Below are 19,158 nucleotides of genomic sequence, written 5' to 3' on the forward strand. Positions count from 1 at the left end.
TGCCCGCCCGAACCTTATTCGCTCTCCGGGCGCTGGTTCAGCACCGCCCAGAAATGGCCGAGCGTCTGCACGGCCGTGAAGAACTGTTGTACATCCACCGGCTTCAGCACGTAGGCGTTCACACCGAGGTCCCAGCTGCGGGCCAGGTCGCTTTCCTCGCGCGAGGAGGAAAGGATCACCACCGGCACGCGCTTCCAGCGATCGTCCGTGCGCAGCTCCTTCAACACTTCGAGGCCATCCTTCCGCGGCATCTTGATATCGAGCAGGATCACCGCAGGATCGCTCTCGGGGCGATCCACGTAACGGCCACGGCGATTCAGCCAGTCCATGCAGTCGACGCCGTCTTCGACGTGGACGACGGGATTGGCGAGGTTCGCCTCGCGTAGGGCATCGATCGCCATTTCGGCGTCGGCCGGCGAATCTTCAACCAGAAGGATGGTACGGATATCGGGACTGTTCATGCGTCACCCATGCGGGCGCCCGGTAGGTCGGAGGCCGGCAACGAGAAATGGAATACGGCACCGCGGTCGGTTTCACCTTCGGCCCATGTGCGGCCACCATGGCGCGCGATAATGCGTCGTACGTTGGCAAGGCCAATGCCGTTGCCGGGGAATTCGGAAGCGCGATGCAGTCGCTGGAATACGCCGAAGAGCTTGCTGGCGTACTGCATGTCGAAGCCGGCGCCGTTATCGCGCACGGAGAACTCGTAATCGCCCACGGGCGTACGTTCCACGCCGATCTCGATGCGGCCGACCTCACGGTTGGCCGTGTACTTCACGGCATTGCCGAGAAGGTTCTGCCACACCGTGCGCAGCATGTTCTCGTCACCCACGACGATCGGCAGCGGGGCGACGCTCCACTCGATATGGCGGTCGCGGGCGTCGGTCTCAACCAGGGCCCGCGCCTCGTCGACCAACGATTGCATATCCACCGGCTGCAGTCTCAGCGCACCGCGACCCAAGCGCGAGAACACCAGCAGGTCGTCGATGAGCTGCGCCATGCGCCGGGAAGAACTGCTGATCACATCGATGTAATGGCGTACGCGATCATCCGCCTGGTCACCCAGGTGGGATTCCAGCTTGCCGGCGAAGCCGGAGATGTGTCGCAGCGGCGCGCGCAGGTCGTGCGATACCGAATAGCTGAAGGCCTCGAGCTCGCGGTTCACATCGGAGACCTGCTCCACCTTGCCTTCCAGCTGGCGGTTGAGCTCGTTGACCTTCTGCTCGACCAGCGCACGCGCGGTGATGTCGCTCACCGTGATCAGCAGCGCGGGATCCGGCGAATCCGGTTCCTCGATGCGGCGCGCGTTGATCACGACGAAGCGGTCGATCCCGTCGACGGTGCGCTGGGTCAGCTCGTAATCCCACAGCTCGCGGTCGCGGGCGATCACATCGTTCAGGCGCTGCAGCAGCGCGGGGTCATCCCACGCACCGTTACCGATGTCGCGCAGCGGCACATGGGCCTGCTCGTCATCGGTATCGAAGCCATAGAGTTCGGCGAATGCCGTATTGACCAGCAGCGTGCGCAGGCCCGTATCCAGCATCGCGATGGGCTCGCGCACGGCCTGCACGATCAGCTGCGAACGGCGCACCGCGTCGGACGCCCGCGATTCCGCGGCAAGCCGGATCGCGATCTGCCGCTCGGATACCACCACGACGATGACCAGCAGGGCGACCTGAGCCAGCGCCGCCACGCCAAGTACCAGGCGGTTATCGGTGGCCGTGCCACGCGCGTTCGCACGGCGGGCATCCTGCAGCTTCGACTCCTCGGCCAGGATCTCCACGACGCGGTCGCGGAACGGGAACATCTGCCGGGCGTCTTCCATGGCGGCAAAGGCGCCATCGCGATCACCAGCCTTCAGACTGTCCAGCGCCTTGCGGGTCAGCTCACCGCGCCCCTTGGCAATGCTTTCGAGGCCACCGAGGCGGGCCACCTGTTCCGGGTTGTCGCGGACCATCTCGCGCAGGCCCGCGATGACGCCCGGCAGCCGGGTCTCCACGTAGAGCGCCCGGTCCTCCAGGTCCTTGTCGACGGCGCCGCCGGCGATCATCGTGTAGATGGCCGCCTCGCTGCTGCGCAGGATGGCGTCGATCCGGTAGGTACTCGCCTTGATATCGGCGGTATGCGTGACCCAATCGCGCGAGTTCAGCGCGTCTTCCGAACTGGACCGGGTAATGATGTAAGGCAATGCCACGCTGACCAGCATGGCGGCCAGCAGGCCCACGAGGCGCCAGCCCAGCCCGATACGAGCGATCATGCGTTCGTCATCCCCACGACGACTCCTGCCCAAAGTGAACGGGCATTGTAAACGTTGTGGTCTTTCACGCGCTGCTTATGCATGCCCCGCCCTGTGGAACGAACGACGGGCGCACCGCCCCTGCTGCCGTAAGTCCCCGGAATAACCCGGAAAACCTACCACCAGGGAGCGTTGCGCCCGTCAGGTTTGGGCGATATTGGACGGCACGCGAGCGTGAAGCTCGCGTGACGGTTGCCTTAGCTCGCGTTTACTTTTCGGTGGTGCTCATCGAGTACGGCGCGGCGTCGGCAGCGTTGCCCCACTTCGACGGCTCGGCCTGCATGGAGAAGTGCAGTTCGCCGCCCGCGGTGAGCTCCTCGTGGGTCACCCACGTGCGGTTGAGGTCCTTGCCGTTGAGCGTGACCTTGCCGACGTACGGGTGCTTCGCATCGAGGTGGTCGGTGGAGACCGTGAAGCGCTTGCCGTTCTGCAGGTTCAGCGTGGCCTTCTCGATGAAGGGGCGGCCGATCACGTACTGGCTGCTGCCCGGGGCCACCGGGTAGAAGCCCAGCGAGCTGAAGACGTACCAGGCCGACATCTGGCCAAGGTCATCGTTACCCACCAGGCCCGTCGGGGTCGGCGTGTACTGGGTCTTCATGATCTGGGTCAGGCGCTCCTGGGTCTTCCAGGGCTGGCCGGCGTAGTCGTAGAGGTACGCCACGTGGTGGCTCGGCTCGTTGCCGTGCGCATACCAGCCGATCAGGCCGGTGATGTCTTCCACATGGGCAAACGACTTCGGATCCACCTTCGCGTCGAACACGGAATCCAGCTTCTTCACGAACGCATCCGCGCCGCCGAGGGTCTGGATCAGCGCCGCCACGTCCTGCGGCACGTACCACGAGTACTGCCACGCGTTGCCTTCGGTGTAATCGCTGCCGTACGCGGCCGAGGACGGATCGAACGGCTCGCGGTAGTTGCCATCGGCCTTGCGCGCACGCAGGAAGCCGGTCTTCGCATCGAAGCTGTTCTTCCAGTTGCCGGCGCGCTTCATGAAGGTGGCGGCCACGTCATCCTTGCCCATCGCCTTGGCGGCCTGGGCCAGCGACCAGTCGTCGAACGCGTATTCCACGGTCTTCGAGGCGGCTTCCGGCTGGTGGTCGATCGGCACGAAGCCGAGCTTCATGTAGTCATCGAGGCCGCCGTACGGGCCGTAGGTGGCGCTGGCCACCATCGCGTCGAGCGCCTTCTTCGCGTCGTAGCCGCGGATGCCCTTGACGTAGGCATCGGCGATCACCGGCACCGCGTGGTAGCCGATCATGCACCAGGTTTCCATGCCGCCGTACGACCACACGGGCAGGATCCCGAACGGGCTGGCCTCGCGCGCCGCGATCAGCGAGCTCACGAAATCGTTGCTCTTGTTCGGCTCCAGCAGGGTCATCAGCGGCTGCTGTGCGCGGTACACGTCCCACAGCGACCAGGTGGAATAGAAGTCGAAGCCCTTGGCCTCGTGAACCTGGTTATCCGGGCCGCGGTACTGGCCGTTGACGTCCATGGAGAGCGTCGGCGAGAGCATCGCGTGGTACAGCGCCGTATAGAACGTCTTGCGGGTCTCGGCCGGGGCCTGCAGGTCCACCACCGAGAGGGTCTTCTCCCACAGCGCGCGGGCATCCGCGCGGCGGGCATCGAAGTCGAAGCCCGCGCCATCCTTGTCCAGGTTGGCGATGGCGTTGTCCTCGCTCACCGTGGAGATGGCCACCTTGGCGACCAGCGGCTTGTCCAGGTTGCCGAAGTCGAAGACGCCTTCCAGGGCGCGGCCGCTGATGCCGTCGACATCGTCGTTGCGGTTGCCCGGGCCGCCGAAGCCGCGGTAGACGATCTTCTCTTCGCGGTTCTTCAGCTCGCGCGAGGTCATCGGCTGGTTGAAACGCATGGCGAAGTACAGCTGGCGGCCCGGCGCCCAGCCGCGGGTGGTGCGGCCGCCGGTCACCGTGCCGTCGGTGCGCACGCGCAGCGTGGCCCAGAGCACCTTGCCCTCGTAGTCATAGATGCTGGGGCGCAGGTCGAGCAGCACGTGGGCCGGCTTGCCCTTGGGGAAGGTATAGCGGTGGAAGCCGACCCGCGCATTTGCCGTCAGCTCGGCGCGAACGTCGTAGTCGCTGAGGGTGACCGCGTAGTAACCTGCCTCGGCCTTTTCGCTCGCATGGGAGAACCGCGAGCGATAGCCGCTACCGGGCTGGTCGGGGGAGCCGGGGTCCAGCTTCACGTCGCCGGCGATGGGCATGACGAGCACGTCGCCCAGGTCGGAATGGCCGCTACCGGAGAAGTGCGTATGCGAGAAGCCCAGGATGCTCGAATCGCCGTACTGGTAGCCGGCGGCCCACTTATAGGCGTGCTTGAAGTCCGGCATGGCCGTGTCCGGCGAGAGCTGGACCATGCCGAAGGGCACCGTCGCGCCCGGGAAGGTGTGGCCATCGCCACCCGTACCGATCATCGGATCCACCGCCGACCAGGCACTGGTGCCCTTGCCGCTGGAAGCCGCGACGGCCAGGGCCGGCAGGGCGAGGGACAGGGCAGCGGCCAGCAGGCCGCGGCGCAGGCGCGTGGAACGGGACATCGGTTTCTCCCCAGGAGTGGACTGAACAGTCTGAAAAGGGGTCACGATCATTTGGATCGTGACAAACGCGTCGAACGTAGCAAAGATAGCGGATGCACGCATGTTGCAGTGCGTGATGCATCCCATGGCCCGGCGCGCGATCATCGCGCGGTTTAGATCGTTTGAATCGTTTGAAGGAGTCACGATGGCGAGGACAACCCCGCAGCGCCGCAAGGTCACGTTGGCCGACATCGCCCAGGGATGCGATGTGTCGCGAGCGACCGTATCGCTGGTGCTGCGCGGCAGCCCCCTGGTGAACTCGGCCACCCGGGCCCGGGTGGAAGCCGAACTGAAGCGCCAAGGGTACGTCTACAACCGTGCGGCGGCCAACCTGCGCCGGCGGACCTCCTCGAGCATCGGCCTGGTCATCAACGACCTGGGCAACCCGTTCTTCGCCGAATTCGCCGCGGGGGCCGACGAAACCCTCGCCAGCGCCGGCTACGTCACCCTGCTGGGCAACACGGGCGAATCGCCCGAGCGCCAGCAGGCGGTGCTCAACTCCATGATCGAGCACGGTCCGGCCGGCATCATCCTCTCGCCCGCCGAAGGCAGTGATGGCGAGCGCGTGCTGACGGCGGTGGGCATGCATACGCCCCTGCTGGTCTTCAACCGCGAGCTGCCCGATGACGAGGGCTCGCACCGCTGGGACACGCTGGAGATGGATAACGAGCACGGTGCGCGGCTCGCCACGCAGCACCTGATCGAGCTGGGCCACCAGCGCATCGCCTTCTTCGGCGGCCACCGCGATTCCAGCTCGGTGGAACAGCGCCGCCGCGGCTACGCCGATGCCATGAAGGCGGCCGGCCTGAAGGTCGACCCGGCATGGCTGATCGAGAGCGCGCCGACGCGCCTGGAAGCCGCCCGCCAGACCGGCGCGCTTTTTGCGCGGGATCCGGCACCCACGGCGGCGGTTTGCTACAACGATGCCGTCGCGCTCGGGCTTATGCTTGGCCTGACCAAGCGCGGCCGGCGCCCGGGCGAGGATTTCGCCCTCACCGGCTTCGATGACGTCGCAGAGGCCTCGGTGTGCGTGCCGCCCCTCACCACCGTCGCGGTGGATCCGCGCGGCCTGGGCCGGCGCAGCGCCGAACTCATCCTGGAAAGACTTCGCAATCCCGAGACGGAAACAGCTTATACGATCGCGCCCGTGCGGCTCGTCGTTCGCGAAAGCAGCTGCGCCCCGTCCTCCCCCTGACCCAAACAATGGAGCGCCCCATGGCCACCGGATCCACGCCATTGCCCAACTCGTCGACGACTTCGTCGGCCCCGGGCGACAACCGCTACACCTTCTTCCCGCTCGCCCTGGGCGTGATGAGCACCATCTTCTTCATGTGGGGCTTCATCACCTGCCTCAATGACATCCTGATCCCGCACCTGAAGGCCGTGTTCGAGCTGAACTACGCGCAGGCGCTGCTCATCCAGTTCACGTTCTTCGGCGCGTACTTCATCATGTCGCTGCCCGCCGGCAAGCTGGTCGCCGCGCTCGGCTACAAGAAGGGCATCGTCGCCGGCCTGATCATCACCGGCATCGGCGCCGCGCTGTTCTGGCCGGCCGCCGGCATGCGCGTATATGAATTCTTCCTCGGTGCGCTGTTCATCCTGGCCACGGGCATCACCGTGCTGCAGGTGGCGGCCAACCCGTACGTCGCGCTGCTCGGCCCCGAGAAGACGGCCTCCAGCCGCCTCACCCTCGCCCAGGCCCTGAACTCGTTCGGCACCTTCCTGGCGCCGTTCTTCGGCGGCATCCTGATCCTCTCGAAGGAAGTGAAGTCGAGCACCGACATCGCCGCGATGTCGGCCGCCGAGCAGGTCACCTACCGCGCGCAGGAAGCCGGCTCGGTGCAGGGCCCGTACATCGGCCTGGCCGTCGTGCTGGTGCTGCTCGCCATCGGCGTGTACCTGTTCAACCTGCCGAAGCTCGAGGAAACCACCGAGAAGGCCGACGACCACCAGCATTCGCTGATGGACGCCCTGAAGACCCCGCACGTGTTCTTCGGCGTGCTCGGCATCTTCTTCTACGTCGGCGGCGAAGTGTCGATCGGCAGCTTCATGATCAACTACCTGCAGCTGCCGGAGATCGGCAACATGACCGGCCCGGTCGCCGCGAACCACGTGGCGTTCTACTGGGGCGGCGCGATGGTCGGCCGCTTCATCGGCTCGGCCCTGCTGGCCGCGTTCTCGCCGCGCAAGCTGCTCGCCGTGTTCGCCGTGATCAACTGCCTGCTCGTCGTCACCACCATGATGACCACCGGCTTCGTCGCGACGTACAGCATCGTGGCCATCGGCCTGTTCAACTCGATCATGTTCCCGACGATCTTCTCGCTGGGCATCGAGCGCATGGGTCCGCTGACGGGCAAGGCTTCCTCCCTGCTCATCATGGCCATCGTCGGTGGCGCGCTGATCCCCTGGATCCAGGGCGTCATCGCCGACCAGATCGGCCTGCAGCACGCGTTCTTCATCCCGCTGATCTGCTACCTGTACATCGTGTTCTTCGGTATTTCCGGCTCCAAGGTCCGCGGCACGCCTGTCGCCGCCCGCTAAGACCCTCCATGGCGACGGCCGGCACACCACCGGCCGTCGTATTTTTTACCCGCACCAAGGACAGGCCGTAAGCATGTCTTCCATCCTCTGCTTCGGCGAGGCGCTGATCGATTTCCACGCACAGCCCCAGGGCGGCGCCGGTCAGCCTCCCGCCTTCGTTCCCTTCGCTGGCGGCGCACCCGCCAACGTTGCCGTCGCCGCCGCCCTTCTCGGCGCCCATGCCCGCTTTGCCGGCATGCTGGCCCGTGACATGTTCGGCGACTTCCTGCTCAAGAGCCTCACCGACCTTGGCGTCGGCGTGGAGGATGTCGCGCGTACCGACGAGGCGCGCACCGCCCTCGCCTTCGTGGCGCACGACGAAAACGGCGACCGGAGTTTCAGCTTCTACCGCCCGCCCGCGGCGGACCTGCTGTTCCGCCCGGAGCACTTCCGCAAGGAAACCTTCGACGACGTGGCGATCTTCCACGTCTGCTCGAACTCGCTGACCGAAGGCGCCATCGCGGAGACCACGGTCGAAGGCATGCGCCGCGCCCGCGCCGCCGGTGCGCTGGTCAGCTTCGACATGAACCTGCGCCCCGCGCTGTGGCCGAAGGGCCATGAGCAGGATGCGCAGCTCGGCCGCCTGTGGCAGACGCTTTCCGAAGCGGACGTGATCAAGCTCAGCGCCGAAGAGTTCGCCGTGGTGCATGAAGGCGCCGGCTCCGACGAGGCCGTGCTGAAGCGCCTGTGGGAAGGCAAGGCCCGCCTGCTGCTGATCACCGACGGCCCCGCGCCGATGCGCTGGTTCACCCGCCACGCCAACGGCGTGATCCCGGGCTACAAGGTCGATGCGGTGGATACCACCGCCGCTGGCGACGCCTTCGTGGGCGGCATGCTCGCGCGCCTCGCCGCGGCTGGCACCACGCACGCCGACCTCGACGCCCTGGTCGGCGACGAGGCCCGCCTGACCGACCTGATCCGCTTCGCAGCCGCGTGTGGCGCCATCACGGCGACGCGCAAAGGCTCGTTCACCGCCATCCCCGACCAGGCCGAAGTCAAGGCCTTCATGGAGAAGCACGCATGACGAACGTCCCCCTCCCCAATTTCCACGACGTGAACGTGCTCCGCGAGCACGTCGCGACCACGATGAAGTTCTACGCGCCGAACGAAGTGGACCAGGCCGGCGGCTTCTTCCAGTACTACAAGGACGATGGCTCGGTGTACGACCGGGTCGATCGCCACCTGGTCTCGAGCACCCGCTTCGTGTTCAACCATGCCATGGCGTTCCTGGAATTCGGCAAGCCCGAAGACAAGGAACTCACCATGCACGGCCTGAAGTACCTGCGCGAAGTGCACCGCGACTCGGCAACGGGCGGCTATGCATGGACCATCAAGGACGGCAAGCCCGATGACCAGATGAACCACTGCTACGGCCTGGCGTTCATGCTGCTGGCCTACTCGTGCGGCGTGAAGGTCGGTTTCGACGAAGCGCGTGCCTGGCAGGGCGAGATCTGGGACCTGCTCGAAAAGCGCTACTGGGAACCGGAGTACGGCCTGTACCGCGACGAGGCGGACAAGGACTGGAACTTCACCGGCTACCGCGGCCAGAACGCCAACATGCACATGACCGAGGCCATGATCGCCGCGTGGGAAGCCACGAAGGAAGATCGCTACCTCGACCGCGCCGTCCTGCTGGCCGACCACATGACCCAGCGCCAGGCGGGCCTGACCCCGCAGAAGCTGATCTGGGAGCACTACCACGAGAACTGGACGATCGACTGGGAATACAACCTCGATAATCCGAAGCACCTGTTCCGTCCGTGGGGTTTCCAGCCGGGCCACCAGACCGAGTGGGCCAAGCTGCTCATGATGCTGGAGCGCTACACCAAGGGCACCGCGCGGCATAAGCCGTGGTTCGTGTCGACCGCCAGCCACCTGTTCGACGTGGCGCTGGACAAGGCGTGGGACAAGGAATTCGGCGGCATCGCCTACGGCTTCGCGCCGGAAGGCGACGTGTGCGACGACGACAAGTACTTCTGGGTGCAGGCCGAATCGCTGGCCGCCGCGCAGCTGCTGTTCGAAGGCACCGGCGAGAAGAAGTACGACGAGTGGTACCAGCGGATCTGGGCGTATAGCTGGGAACACTTCGTCGACCACAAGTACGGCGCGTGGTACCGCATCCTGCACCGCGACAACAGCAAGTACGACGACGAGAAGAGCCCCGCTGGTAAAACCGATTACCACACCATGGGCGCGTGCTACGAGGTGATGGCCTCGCTGCGTCGCATGCAGAAATAACGGGCTATTGCGACGCGACTGTGGGAGCGCGCTTGCGCGCGATGGGAGTTGCCGCGAGCACCCATCGCGTGCAAGCACGCTCCCACAACGTTGTCAGGCGCGGCGCTTTTTGGCGGGTGCCTTGCGCGTTGCGGTTTTCTTGACGGCGGCCTTCCTGGCCGCCGTTTTCTTTGCAGGCGCCTTTTTCGCCGCGACCTTCTTCGTGGCGGCCTTCTTCGCCGGCGTGCGCTTGTTCGCGCCGATGCTCTTCTTCAGCAGCTCCATGAAGTCGACCACATTGGTGGTCGCATGCTCGGGCACGTGCTCGTCATCCTCGTTCACCGTGGTGGTGACGCCCTTGCTCTTCAGGCGCTTCTCGATCGCCTTGCGCAGCTTGTCGCGGAAATCGTCGCGGTAGTCGGCGGGTTTCCACTTGCCGGCCATCGACTTGACCAGGTCGGAGGCCATCTCGATTTCCTTTGGCGTGATGCGGTATGCCGAGGTCTCCTTCGCCGGCAGGCCGTATTCCTCCGGATCCACCAGTTCGGCCTCGTAGCGCAGGATGTTCAGCAGCAGCGCATCGCCGGCCGGCATCACCGCGGCGAGGTATTCGCGGGTGCGGATCACCACGCGGGCGATCCCGACCTTGCCGGTCTTCTTCAGTGTCTCGCGTAGCAGTACGTAACCCTTCTCGGCCTTCTTGGCCGGGGCCAGCACGTAGGGCTTCTCGAAATAGGCCGGGGCGATATCCGCGGCGTCGACGAAGCTGTCGATCTCCACGGTCTCGTGGGCATCGCTGGCCGCGCTCTTGATGTCCTCCTCCTCGAGGACGACGTAGTTGCCCTTCTGGTACTCGAAGGCCTTGACGATGTCCTTCCAGGGCACTTCCTCGCCGGTATCGGCATTGACCCGCTCGTAGCGCACCGGGGTGTTGCTGCGCTGGTCGAGCATGCGGAAGTGGATATCCGTGCGCCGCTCACCCGTCATCAGGCGGATCGGCACGTTGAGCAGGCCGAAGGTGAGCGTACCTGTCCAGATCGGGCGGGCCATGGGGGCGATCCTCGGGCGGAGGGGCTCCAAGCATGGCGCGGTGTTTGTCGAGGGAATGTGGGAACCGAAAACCAGTCGTGGGAGCGTGCTTGCACGCGATGGGCGCTTGCGGCAACCCCCATCGCGCGCAAGCGCGCTCCCACAAAACCCCCGGCGCGGGGGTTATTTGCTTTCGACGACCGGCAGCTCGATGGCGCTGGCCTGGCCGGGGGTGTGCAAGACCTGCTGCGTGGCCTTCACGTAGTCGGAGGGCTTGGCGAAGAAGATGTTGGGCACGTAGGTCTGCGGGTTGCGGTCGTACAGCGGGAACCACGACGACTGCACCTGCACCATCACCCGGTGGCCCGGGAGGAAGGTGTGGTTCACCGTGGGCAGGCCGAACTTGTACTGCAGCGGGGTGTTGGGGGTGAGCGCCTTCGGCTCGCTGAAGCTTTCACGGTAGCGGCCGCGGAAGATATCCATCGAGACCGACAGCTCATAGCCGCCCATCGCCGGATCGGTCGCATTGGTGTCCGGGTACACGTCGATCAGCTTCACCACCCAGTCGCTGTCGGTGCCGCTGGTGGAGGCGTACAGGTTCACCTGCGGCGCGCCGGCGACGCGCAGCGGCGCCTTCAGCGGCTCGGTCACGTAGGTGAGCACATCCGGGCGGCCGTCGACGAAGCGCTGGTCCTGGACCAGCCAGGTCGTCCACGACTGGCGGTCGGCGAAGTGGACCGGACGCGGCACGTACGGCACCGGCTTGGCCGGGTCGGAGACGTACTCGTCGTACTTCGCCGCGCCGGCGCCCGGCGCGGTGAACGACAGGCCGCCGTTCGCTTCGAGGAACAGCGGCTTCGTGCCCTTCGCCTGCGGCCACGACTTGAAGCGGTCCCAGTGGTTCTCACCGGTGTTGTAGATGAAGACCGGCGGCGTGTTCGCCTTGGGCGCGCCATCGACCAGGTACTGGTTGAAGAAGGGCAGGAGCACGTCGCGGCGGAACTGCAGGGCGGTGTCGCCATCCCAGTTCAGCGCGCCCAGCGAGGCGGCGCCGTAGTTCACCTGGCTGTGCCGCCACGGCCCCATCACGAGGTAGTTCTTGTCGTTACCCTTGTCCTTCGGCTCGACCGCCTCGTAGCTGTGGATCGCGCCCCACATGTCTTCCTGGTCCCACAGGCCCTGCAGCCACATGGTGGGCACCTTCAGCGGCTGCTGCGCCATCACCTTGTCCAGCGCCTGGTTCGACCAGAAGCTGTCGTAGGCCGGGTGCTCGCTGACCTTGCGCCAGTACGGCAGCGACTCGATGCCGTTGGCCTTCGCGTAATCGCCCGCCGAGCCGGCGCGCAGGAAGTTCGCGTAATCGTCGTAGCCTTCCCGGGTGATCGAGCTGCCCTTGCCGGCCTTCGTCGTCTGGCCCGTGAAGTAATCGAAGTTGGTCTGGCGGAAAGCGCCGTAGTGGAACCAGTCGTCGCCCATCCAGCCGTCGACCATCGGGCTCTCGGGTGCGGCCACCTTGAGCGCCGGGTGCGGATTCACCAGCGCCATGACCACGGTGAAGCCTTCGTACGAGGAGCCGAGCATGCCGACCTTGCCGTTGGACTCGGGCAGGTTCTTCACCAGCCAGTCGATGGTGTCGTAGGCGTCGGTGGAATGGTCGACCTTCGTATCGTTGAGCGGGCCCACCAGCGGCCGGGTCATCACGTAGTCGCCCTTCGAACCGTACTTGCCGCGCACGTCCTGGAACACGCGGATGTAGCCGGCATCGACGAACACCTCGTCACCCTGGGGCAGCAGGTCGCGCATGGTATGCGCCTCCGCGCGGGCGGCGCGGCCATCGGCGTTGTACGGCGTGCGGGTCAGCAGGATCGGCGCATGCTTCGCGCCCTTGGGGATCACGATGACCGTATGCAGGGTGACGCCATCGCGCATGGGGATTTCCACCACCCGCTTGATGAAATCGTTCGCCGCCGTGGGCGCGTCGTAGCTTGCCGGGATGTCCGGCGTCATGGCGGCGGTCTGCGCGGCGGCGAGGCCGGCGCTTACAGCGAGGGAAAGGGCGAGCAACGAGTACGGCAGCAAGCGACGCGTCATGGTGCGGTTCCTGTGGCAGTGGGACGGCATAACCGCCCTAGCCTGCCCGATCCGCGCCATCCGCACCATGGCCACCGGTCATGGATCCGCGGGCAAAAAAAACGCCGCCCGGGGGCGGCGTCTTTTCGACGCGGATGGCCCGGAGGCCATGCCGCGCGCCATGCTACGGCTTAGTGGCCAGCAGCGGTCGAAGCGGCAGCCGGAGCAGCAGCGGTCGACGTGGCAGCCGGGGCGGCCGGAGCAGCAGCGGCGGTCGAAGCGGCAGCCGGGGCGGCCGGGGCAGCAGCCGGAGCCGTCGAAGCAGCGGCCGGAGCCGGGGTCGAAGCCGGGGCAGCGTTGTCTTCGCTCTTGTTGCAGCCCGACAGGGCGGCGACGGCGATGAGGGCGAGAGCGGCAATCGGGGCGAACTTCATGGTGTGTGGCTCCTCAAAATGTTTTTTTATGAAGCAAGTGCGGCAGTTGATACCCACCACGTAAGGCGGAACCCTCCACGGCTACCACCGCACTCGCAGGCTTATCGATCTAACACCCTGGACGTACCTATCGGAAGATAACCGCGTCTAGGGCTCAACGACAATGGTGAAGCGAGTCTGTCAGGCGACACAGCGCAGACGCGTTCACGCCCATTTTCAGAATAAACGGGTCGTCACGCACGCGGTTAGCCCCCGGACTTGTCATGCCTAAGTTGGCATTATGACACATCGTATACGTCGCGGGTCCCTGCGAAGGGGGCACTCGCGGGCGGCAAGCTGAACAGATATGCCTTAAAGCGCGTCATTTGTCGCTCCGGCCAATCACGCGGATGCCGCAGGAAATGCGCTGATCTGCATGCCATCCGTCGGCAACGGCGGCTGAATTCCTATGAAACAGGTCACAGCAGACGACACGTGGTGGTTGACAAATACAGCGCCTGCGGAGGGTTCCAGCGCTACCCGGCCAGCTCGACCGCTTCTGGTCGCTCCCGCTTCGCGGTCACCGTGCTGCCGATGGACGCGAGCACGATGAACCCGATGGCGAGCCACTGGTACCCGCTCAGGTGTTCGCCCAGCAGCAGCATGGCCAGCAACGAAGCCACCGCCGGCTCCAGGCTCACCATGATCCCGAAGGTCTGGCTGGGCAGGCGCTTGAGCGCCATCATCTCGAGCGACATGGGGATCGCGCTCGACACGATCGCGATCCCCACCCCTGCCGCCAGGATCATCGGGTCGAGCAGGCGGGCGCCGGCATGGGCCACGCCGAACGGCACGACCACGAGGCTCGCCGCGACCAGGCCCAGTGACACCGAGTGCCCCGCGTGGAGGTGCCCGGCCTGCTTGCCGAAGAGGATGTAGAGCGCCCAGCAGACGGCGGCGCCCAGCGCGAACATCACGCCGGTCGGGTCCAGGGTGCTCTGCTGGCCAAGGGGGAGCAGCATGGCCAGGCCGGTGATGGCGCTCGCCAGCCAGACGAAATCCATCGCTCGCCGCGATGACAGCATGGCCACGGCCAGCGGGCCGCTGAACTCGATGGCCACGGCGAGCCCGAACGGGATCGTGCGCAGGGCCATGTAGAACAGCAGGTTCATCACACCCAGGGTGAGGCCGTAACGGATGACGAAGCCGGCATCGCGCCGGCTCAGCGGCCAGCGCCACGGCCGCCAGAACAGCAGCAGCACGAGCGCGGAGAAGCCGACGCGCAGCGCCGAGGTGCCTTCCGCGCCCACCAGCGGGAACAGCTTCTTGGCGAACGAGGTGCCGATGCACAGCGAAGTGACCGACCCGAGCACGGCGAGCGCGGGCAGCCAGGGGGATTTGTGGGCGTCCATCACGTGAACTGTACCGGCTCTCCCACAAATGCGGCAGGTCAGGCGGTGGTTTTGCCGATGGCTTCGAGGTCTTCGAGCACTTCGGTGGGGAGCTCAACCGTGGCGGCCTCGAGGTTCTGGCGCAGGTGGGCCACCGAGGAGGTGCCGGGGATCAGCAGGATGTTCGGTGAGCGCTGCAGCAGCCAGGCGAGCGCCACCTGCATCGGTGTTTCGTCCAGGTGCTTGGCGACCGCCGCCAGCCGATCCGACTGCAGCGGGCTGAAGCCGCCGAGGGGGAAGAACGGCACGTACGCGATCTGCAGGGCGTTCAACTCATCGATCAGCGCATCGTCGACGCGATGCACGAGGTTGTAGTGGTTCTGCACGCAGACGATAGGCGCCATCCGCCGCGCTTCGTGGACCTGGGTGAGCGTGGCGTTGCTGATGCCGAGGTGACGGATCAGCCCCTGCTGCTGGAGCTCGGCGAGCGCGGTGAACTCTCGCTCGATCGAGCCTTCCTTTGGCGCGTGGACGTCACCCATCATCCGCAGGTTTACGACATCGAGCACATCGACGCCAAGGTTACGCAGGTTGTCGTGGACGCTGGCGACCAGTTGCGCGGGCTTCATCGCGGGCAGCCATTCGCCTTCGCGACCACGAAGCGCGCCGACCTTGGTCACGATCGTCAGCGTGTCCGGATACGGGGCGAGCGCCTCGCGGATGATTTCATTGGTGATGTGCGGGCCGTAGAAGTCGCTCGTGTCGATGTGGTCGACCCCGGCTTCGACCGCTTCGCGCAGCAGGGCGATGGCGGCAGTGCGATCCTTCGGCGGCCCGAACACGCCGGGGCCGGCGAGCTGCATGGCGCCGTAGCCGATGCGATGGACGGTGCGGTCACCGAGGGTCCATTGGCCGGACCGGGAAACGTCGATCATGTACGTCACTCCTCCTTGGGTTGGGGTGACTATAGGGGCACGGGCGCATTCCTTCCGTTATGCCGGTCCGGATCCGGGGCCGGGCGGATCCACGCGGGCTTCCAGCGCCGCGGCAAAGCGCGGCATGAGCCGCACGAGATCATCGAAATCCTGCGCGTTCCAGTCCGCGAAGACCTGCTCGGCCATGCGGAAACGGGCCGCGTCGATCATGCCGGTCATGGCCTTGCCCTGGTCGGTGATCACCGACTCGCGCACGCGGCGGTCGCCTGGCTGGGCCTGGCGCCGGACCAGCCCCAGGCTCTCCAGTTTCGCGACTTGGCGGCTCACCGTCGTGTAGTCGCGCCCAACCCGCTCGGCCAGTTCCACCACGCCGATCGGGCCTAGCCGCTCGATGAGGACCAGCGGCGGAAACAGCGCCCGGTCCAGCCGGATCCCCGCTTCCCTGATCAGTGCTTCGTCACCCTGCGGGCGGTTCATGACGCCGACGAGCGTAATCATCGCCCCATGCAGCGTTCGCAGCTTTTCACGAATATGTGCATCTTGCACATGTTTTGAGGTTGGCATAGGATGCTCCCGAGATATGTGCATCTTACACCCATTCGGAGCCCGCCATGACCCTGTCCTCGTCCTGTGATGTCCTGATCTGCGGTGCCGGCGCCTCCGGCCTGACCCTCGGCATCGAGCTCGCCCGTCGCGGCGTGCGCTTCCGCCTCATCGAGCAAGCCCCTGGCCCGTTCCGCGGATCGCGCGGCAAGGGCCTCCAGCCACGTACCCTGGAGATCTTCGACGACCTTGGCGTCGTGGACCGGATGGCCGCCACGGGCGGTCCCTACCCTGTCGTCCGCCACCATGGCGCGGATGGCAGTACACGTGATCTCGCAGCGATCGAGGCCATGGATGCCACCGCCGCCGAGCCCTACCGCTCGCCGGTCATGCTTCCGCAGTTCCTCACCGAAGGCATCCTGCGCGACCGGCTCACCGAACTCGGCGGCCACGTGGACTACGGCCATGCGCTCATCGGCTTCTCGCAGGCGCCCGGCGCCGTGGTCGCGCACGTCGCCGGACCGGCCGGCGAAGAGACCGTGCATGCCCGTTACCTCATCGCCGCCGACGGCGGCCGCAGCTTCATCCGCCACACGCTCGACATCGGCTTCCCCGGCGAGGACCTGGGCGTACGCGCCATCGTGGCGGATGTCACCCTCACCGGGCTGGACCGCGACGCCTGGCATCGCTTCGGCGATGGCGACATGCAGCGGCAACTGGCGGTCTGCCCGCTGGCAGGCACCGACCTTTTCCAGTTGCAAGGGCCGATTCCCCTCGAAGGCGATGTCGACCTCACCGTCGAAGGCCTCGATGCCTTCGTGCGCGAACGCACCGGCCGCGACGACATCCGCGTGCACGAGGTGCATTGGGCCTCGGCATACAAGATGAGCGCGCGCCTCGCCGACCATTACCGCGTGGGCGATGTTTTCCTCGTCGGCGATGCCGCGCACGTCCATCCGCCGACCGGCGGCCAGGGCCTCAACACGAGCACGCAGGATGCGTACAACCTGGGCTGGAAGCTCGCGGCAGTGCTCGACGGGGCACCCGCCTCCCTGCTCGATACCTACGAAGAAGAACGCCGGCCCATCGCCGCCAGCATGCTCGGCCTGGCCACGCGCATGCTCGACCAGCTCAAGCAAGGCAGCATGCGCAGAACACGCGAAACGCAGCAGCTGGATCTCGGCTATGCGGGAAGCGCGCTGGCACTCGATGCCCATGGGCGCGACGCTGCGTTGCTGTTCGCGGGCGACCGGGCACCGGATGCACCACTGCTCGGCGCAGCGGGCCAGCCGCTGCGGCTGTTCGATCTTTTCCGGGGGCCGCACTGGACGTTGCTAGGCCTGGACACGAACCGCGCCGACATCGCGCCGCGCGAGGGTGTCGCCATACACGTGATCGGGCCACGGCAGGAGCTGCGCGATCATGCCGGGCACTTCGCCGAGGCTTACGGGCTTTCCCCGGGTGACTGGCTCCTCATCCGTCCGGACGGCTATATCGGCGCCATTGCAAACGCCGCCGGGCACGACGCCCTGCTCGCCTACATGGACGGCGCGGGGCTGTCCCCGCGCCGCGACGTATCCGCTACTTCCGCAGCGGCCTGAACGACTCACGCAGCTCGATGACAAACGCATCGGGCTGCTCCCAGGCAGCGAAATGGCCGCCCTTCGCCAGGCGCTTGTAATGGATGAGCTTCGGGTAGGCCAGCTTCGCCCAGCTCTCCGGCGCCTGGTAGATCTCGTCCGGGAACGCGCTCACGGCCACCGGGATCTGGATGTGCTTCGGCGCGAAGAACGGCAGTTTGCTTTCCCAGTACAGGCGTGCGGATGAAACGGCGGTGTTGGTGAACCAGTAGAAGCACACGTTATCGATGATGTCGTCCTTCGTGAGCCCTTCGCTCTCGCCATCGAACACACGGCGGATGAGCCGGTAGCTGCGGATGTCGTGGTCGATCATCCACGCGGCGAGACCCACGGGCGAGTCGGCCAGTGCATACAAAGTCTGCGGACGGCCGGTCATTTCCTGCGCGTAGCCGAGCCCGTGCTTGTAAAAGTCATCGAGCTGTTCGTACGCCTTCTTTTCATCGGCGGAGAGGTTGTCCGGCGGCGGTGCGCCGGCGGCAAGCAGCTTCGCGATGTCGTCGGGCACGGTCGCCGCCATGTTGGTGCTGATGCCCAGCAGTTCCGGCGGCGCCTGCACGGCCATCTGCTCGGAGACCGCATTGCCCCAGTCGCCGCCCTGCGCCACGAAGTGCTTGTAGCCCAGGCGCTTCATCAGGATCACCCAGGCACGGGCGATGTGTTGCGGATCCCAGCCGATTGCCGTCGGTTTGCCTGACAGGCCGTAGCCCGGCAGCGAGGGAATCACCACGTCGAACGCATCGGACGCCTTGCCGCCGTGCTTCGTCGGGTTCACCAGCGGGTCGATGACTTTTAGCTGCTCGACGATCGAGCCCGGCCAGCCGTGCGTGATGATCAACGGCAGCGCATGCTTGTTTTTCGACTTCACGTGGATGAACTGGATATCCACCCCATCGATGGTCGTGACGAACATCGGGATCGCGTCAAGACGCTTCTCGAACTTCCGCCAGTCGTAGCTCGTTCCCCAGTACTCGGCGAGCTTCTTCATGGTGGCGAGCTGCACACCCTGCGTATCATCCGCGACGACTTCCTTGTCGGGCCACTTGGTGGCTTTCACACGGCGGATCAGGTCGGCGAGGTCATCGTCGGAGACATGCAGGCCGGGGAACGGGCGGATCGAGGAATCGTCTTCCAGGGCGTAGAGCATGCCGGTGCCGCCGGGCGAAGCGGCCGGGGTGCCAGGTTGTGGTGCATCGGCATGGGGGGCGACGGCGGGCATTGCCGCCAGGGTCGGCCATGGGGCGAGGATCACTGCGCCAGCGAGTGCCAGTAGTACCGGCAACGACCAGAGTGACCGCGAAGGAAGGCGTGGTGACATGGGGCGGCTCCTTGGATGCAGGGAGTGGGCTATCGCGGCGTCGCGAATACCCTGGGTCATGTCCCGGCGAGGTTAGGTCCGGTCCCGAGCGGGCGATTGCCGTTTCCGGCGTGCGCTTGCGAAATTGCGTCGTGCA

Annotated in this window: 15 protein-coding genes; 5 read left to right on the forward strand and 10 right to left on the reverse strand. The window is 66.0% G+C overall.

The window, feature by feature from the left end; all coding sequences use genetic code 11:
* Positions 1-14 precede the first annotated feature (14 nt).
* The 3 genes from ACZ6YI_RS02720 to ACZ6YI_RS02730 all read right to left on the reverse strand — a co-directional run bounded on the left by ACZ6YI_RS02720 (position 15) and on the right by ACZ6YI_RS02730 (position 4,850).
* Positions 15-461, reverse strand: a complete 447-nt coding sequence (locus ACZ6YI_RS02720) for a response regulator (protein WP_440325080.1) — start codon at positions 459-461, stop codon at positions 15-17.
* Positions 458-2,257 carry a sensor histidine kinase gene (locus ACZ6YI_RS02725; RefSeq protein WP_465777303.1) on the reverse strand — a complete coding sequence of 600 codons (1,800 nt, stop codon included), beginning with the start codon at positions 2,255-2,257 and terminating at the stop codon, positions 458-460. The genes ACZ6YI_RS02720 and ACZ6YI_RS02725 overlap by 4 nt, the downstream gene beginning before the upstream one ends.
* 247 nt (positions 2,258-2,504) lie before the next feature.
* The gene (locus tag ACZ6YI_RS02730) at positions 2,505-4,850 is read right to left on the reverse strand and encodes a GH92 family glycosyl hydrolase (protein ID WP_465777304.1); all 2,346 of its coding nucleotides are present in this window, start codon (positions 4,848-4,850) and stop codon (positions 2,505-2,507) included.
* A 184-nt stretch (positions 4,851-5,034) separates the two neighbouring features.
* On the opposite strand from ACZ6YI_RS02730, the gene ACZ6YI_RS02735 reads away from it, so the two are divergent.
* The 4 genes from ACZ6YI_RS02735 to ACZ6YI_RS02750 all read left to right on the forward strand — a co-directional run bounded on the left by ACZ6YI_RS02735 (position 5,035) and on the right by ACZ6YI_RS02750 (position 9,707).
* Positions 5,035-6,084 carry a LacI family DNA-binding transcriptional regulator gene (locus tag ACZ6YI_RS02735; RefSeq protein WP_465777305.1) on the forward strand — a complete coding sequence of 350 codons (1,050 nt, stop codon included), beginning with the start codon at positions 5,035-5,037 and terminating at the stop codon, positions 6,082-6,084.
* A 20-nt stretch (positions 6,085-6,104) separates the two neighbouring features.
* Positions 6,105-7,430, forward strand: a complete 1,326-nt coding sequence (gene fucP, locus ACZ6YI_RS02740; RefSeq protein WP_465777306.1) for an L-fucose:H+ symporter permease — start codon at positions 6,105-6,107, stop codon at positions 7,428-7,430.
* A 73-nt stretch (positions 7,431-7,503) separates the two neighbouring features.
* Positions 7,504-8,493, forward strand: coding sequence for a carbohydrate kinase family protein (locus ACZ6YI_RS02745; protein WP_465777307.1), 990 nt, complete (start codon positions 7,504-7,506; stop codon positions 8,491-8,493).
* The gene (locus ACZ6YI_RS02750; RefSeq protein WP_465777308.1) at positions 8,490-9,707 is read left to right on the forward strand and encodes an AGE family epimerase/isomerase; all 1,218 of its coding nucleotides are present in this window, start codon (positions 8,490-8,492) and stop codon (positions 9,705-9,707) included. Before ACZ6YI_RS02745 ends, ACZ6YI_RS02750 begins: the two co-directional genes overlap by 4 nt.
* Positions 9,708-9,800: 93 nt before the next feature.
* On the opposite strand, the gene ku is transcribed toward ACZ6YI_RS02750, so the two are convergent.
* The 6 genes from ku to ACZ6YI_RS02780 form a co-directional block, all read right to left on the reverse strand.
* Positions 9,801-10,736 carry a non-homologous end joining protein Ku gene (ku, locus tag ACZ6YI_RS02755; protein WP_465777309.1) on the reverse strand — a complete coding sequence of 312 codons (936 nt, stop codon included), beginning with the start codon at positions 10,734-10,736 and terminating at the stop codon, positions 9,801-9,803.
* Positions 10,737-10,898: 162 nt separating this feature from the next.
* Positions 10,899-12,806, reverse strand: a complete 1,908-nt coding sequence (locus ACZ6YI_RS02760; protein WP_465777310.1) for a CocE/NonD family hydrolase — start codon at positions 12,804-12,806, stop codon at positions 10,899-10,901.
* 170 nt (positions 12,807-12,976) lie between these two features.
* Positions 12,977-13,219, reverse strand: coding sequence for a hypothetical protein (locus ACZ6YI_RS02765; RefSeq protein WP_465777311.1), 243 nt, complete (start codon positions 13,217-13,219; stop codon positions 12,977-12,979).
* Positions 13,220-13,734: 515 nt separating this feature from the next.
* Positions 13,735-14,610 (reverse strand): EamA family transporter, encoded by an 876-nt coding sequence (locus ACZ6YI_RS02770; protein WP_465777312.1) that lies wholly within the window; start codon positions 14,608-14,610, stop codon positions 13,735-13,737.
* A 38-nt stretch (positions 14,611-14,648) separates the two neighbouring features.
* Positions 14,649-15,524 (reverse strand): aldo/keto reductase family oxidoreductase, encoded by an 876-nt coding sequence (locus tag ACZ6YI_RS02775; RefSeq protein ID WP_465777313.1) that lies wholly within the window; start codon positions 15,522-15,524, stop codon positions 14,649-14,651.
* Positions 15,525-15,581: 57 nt separating this feature from the next.
* Positions 15,582-16,022 (reverse strand): MarR family winged helix-turn-helix transcriptional regulator, encoded by a 441-nt coding sequence (locus tag ACZ6YI_RS02780; RefSeq protein ID WP_465777314.1) that lies wholly within the window; start codon positions 16,020-16,022, stop codon positions 15,582-15,584.
* Between the two features lie 113 nt (positions 16,023-16,135).
* Here ACZ6YI_RS02780 and ACZ6YI_RS02785 point away from each other — a divergent pair, with 113 nt between their 5' ends.
* Positions 16,136-17,668 carry an FAD-dependent oxidoreductase gene (locus ACZ6YI_RS02785; RefSeq protein WP_465777315.1) on the forward strand — a complete coding sequence of 511 codons (1,533 nt, stop codon included), beginning with the start codon at positions 16,136-16,138 and terminating at the stop codon, positions 17,666-17,668.
* Here the strand turns inward: ACZ6YI_RS02785 and ACZ6YI_RS02790 are convergent.
* Positions 17,649-19,022, reverse strand: coding sequence for an epoxide hydrolase family protein (locus ACZ6YI_RS02790; RefSeq protein WP_465777316.1), 1,374 nt, complete (start codon positions 19,020-19,022; stop codon positions 17,649-17,651). The two genes, ACZ6YI_RS02785 and ACZ6YI_RS02790, sit on opposite strands and share 20 nt — an antisense overlap.
* Positions 19,023-19,158: the final 136 nt, after the last annotated feature.

This window comes from Luteibacter sp. NPDC104163, assembly GCF_055584245.1.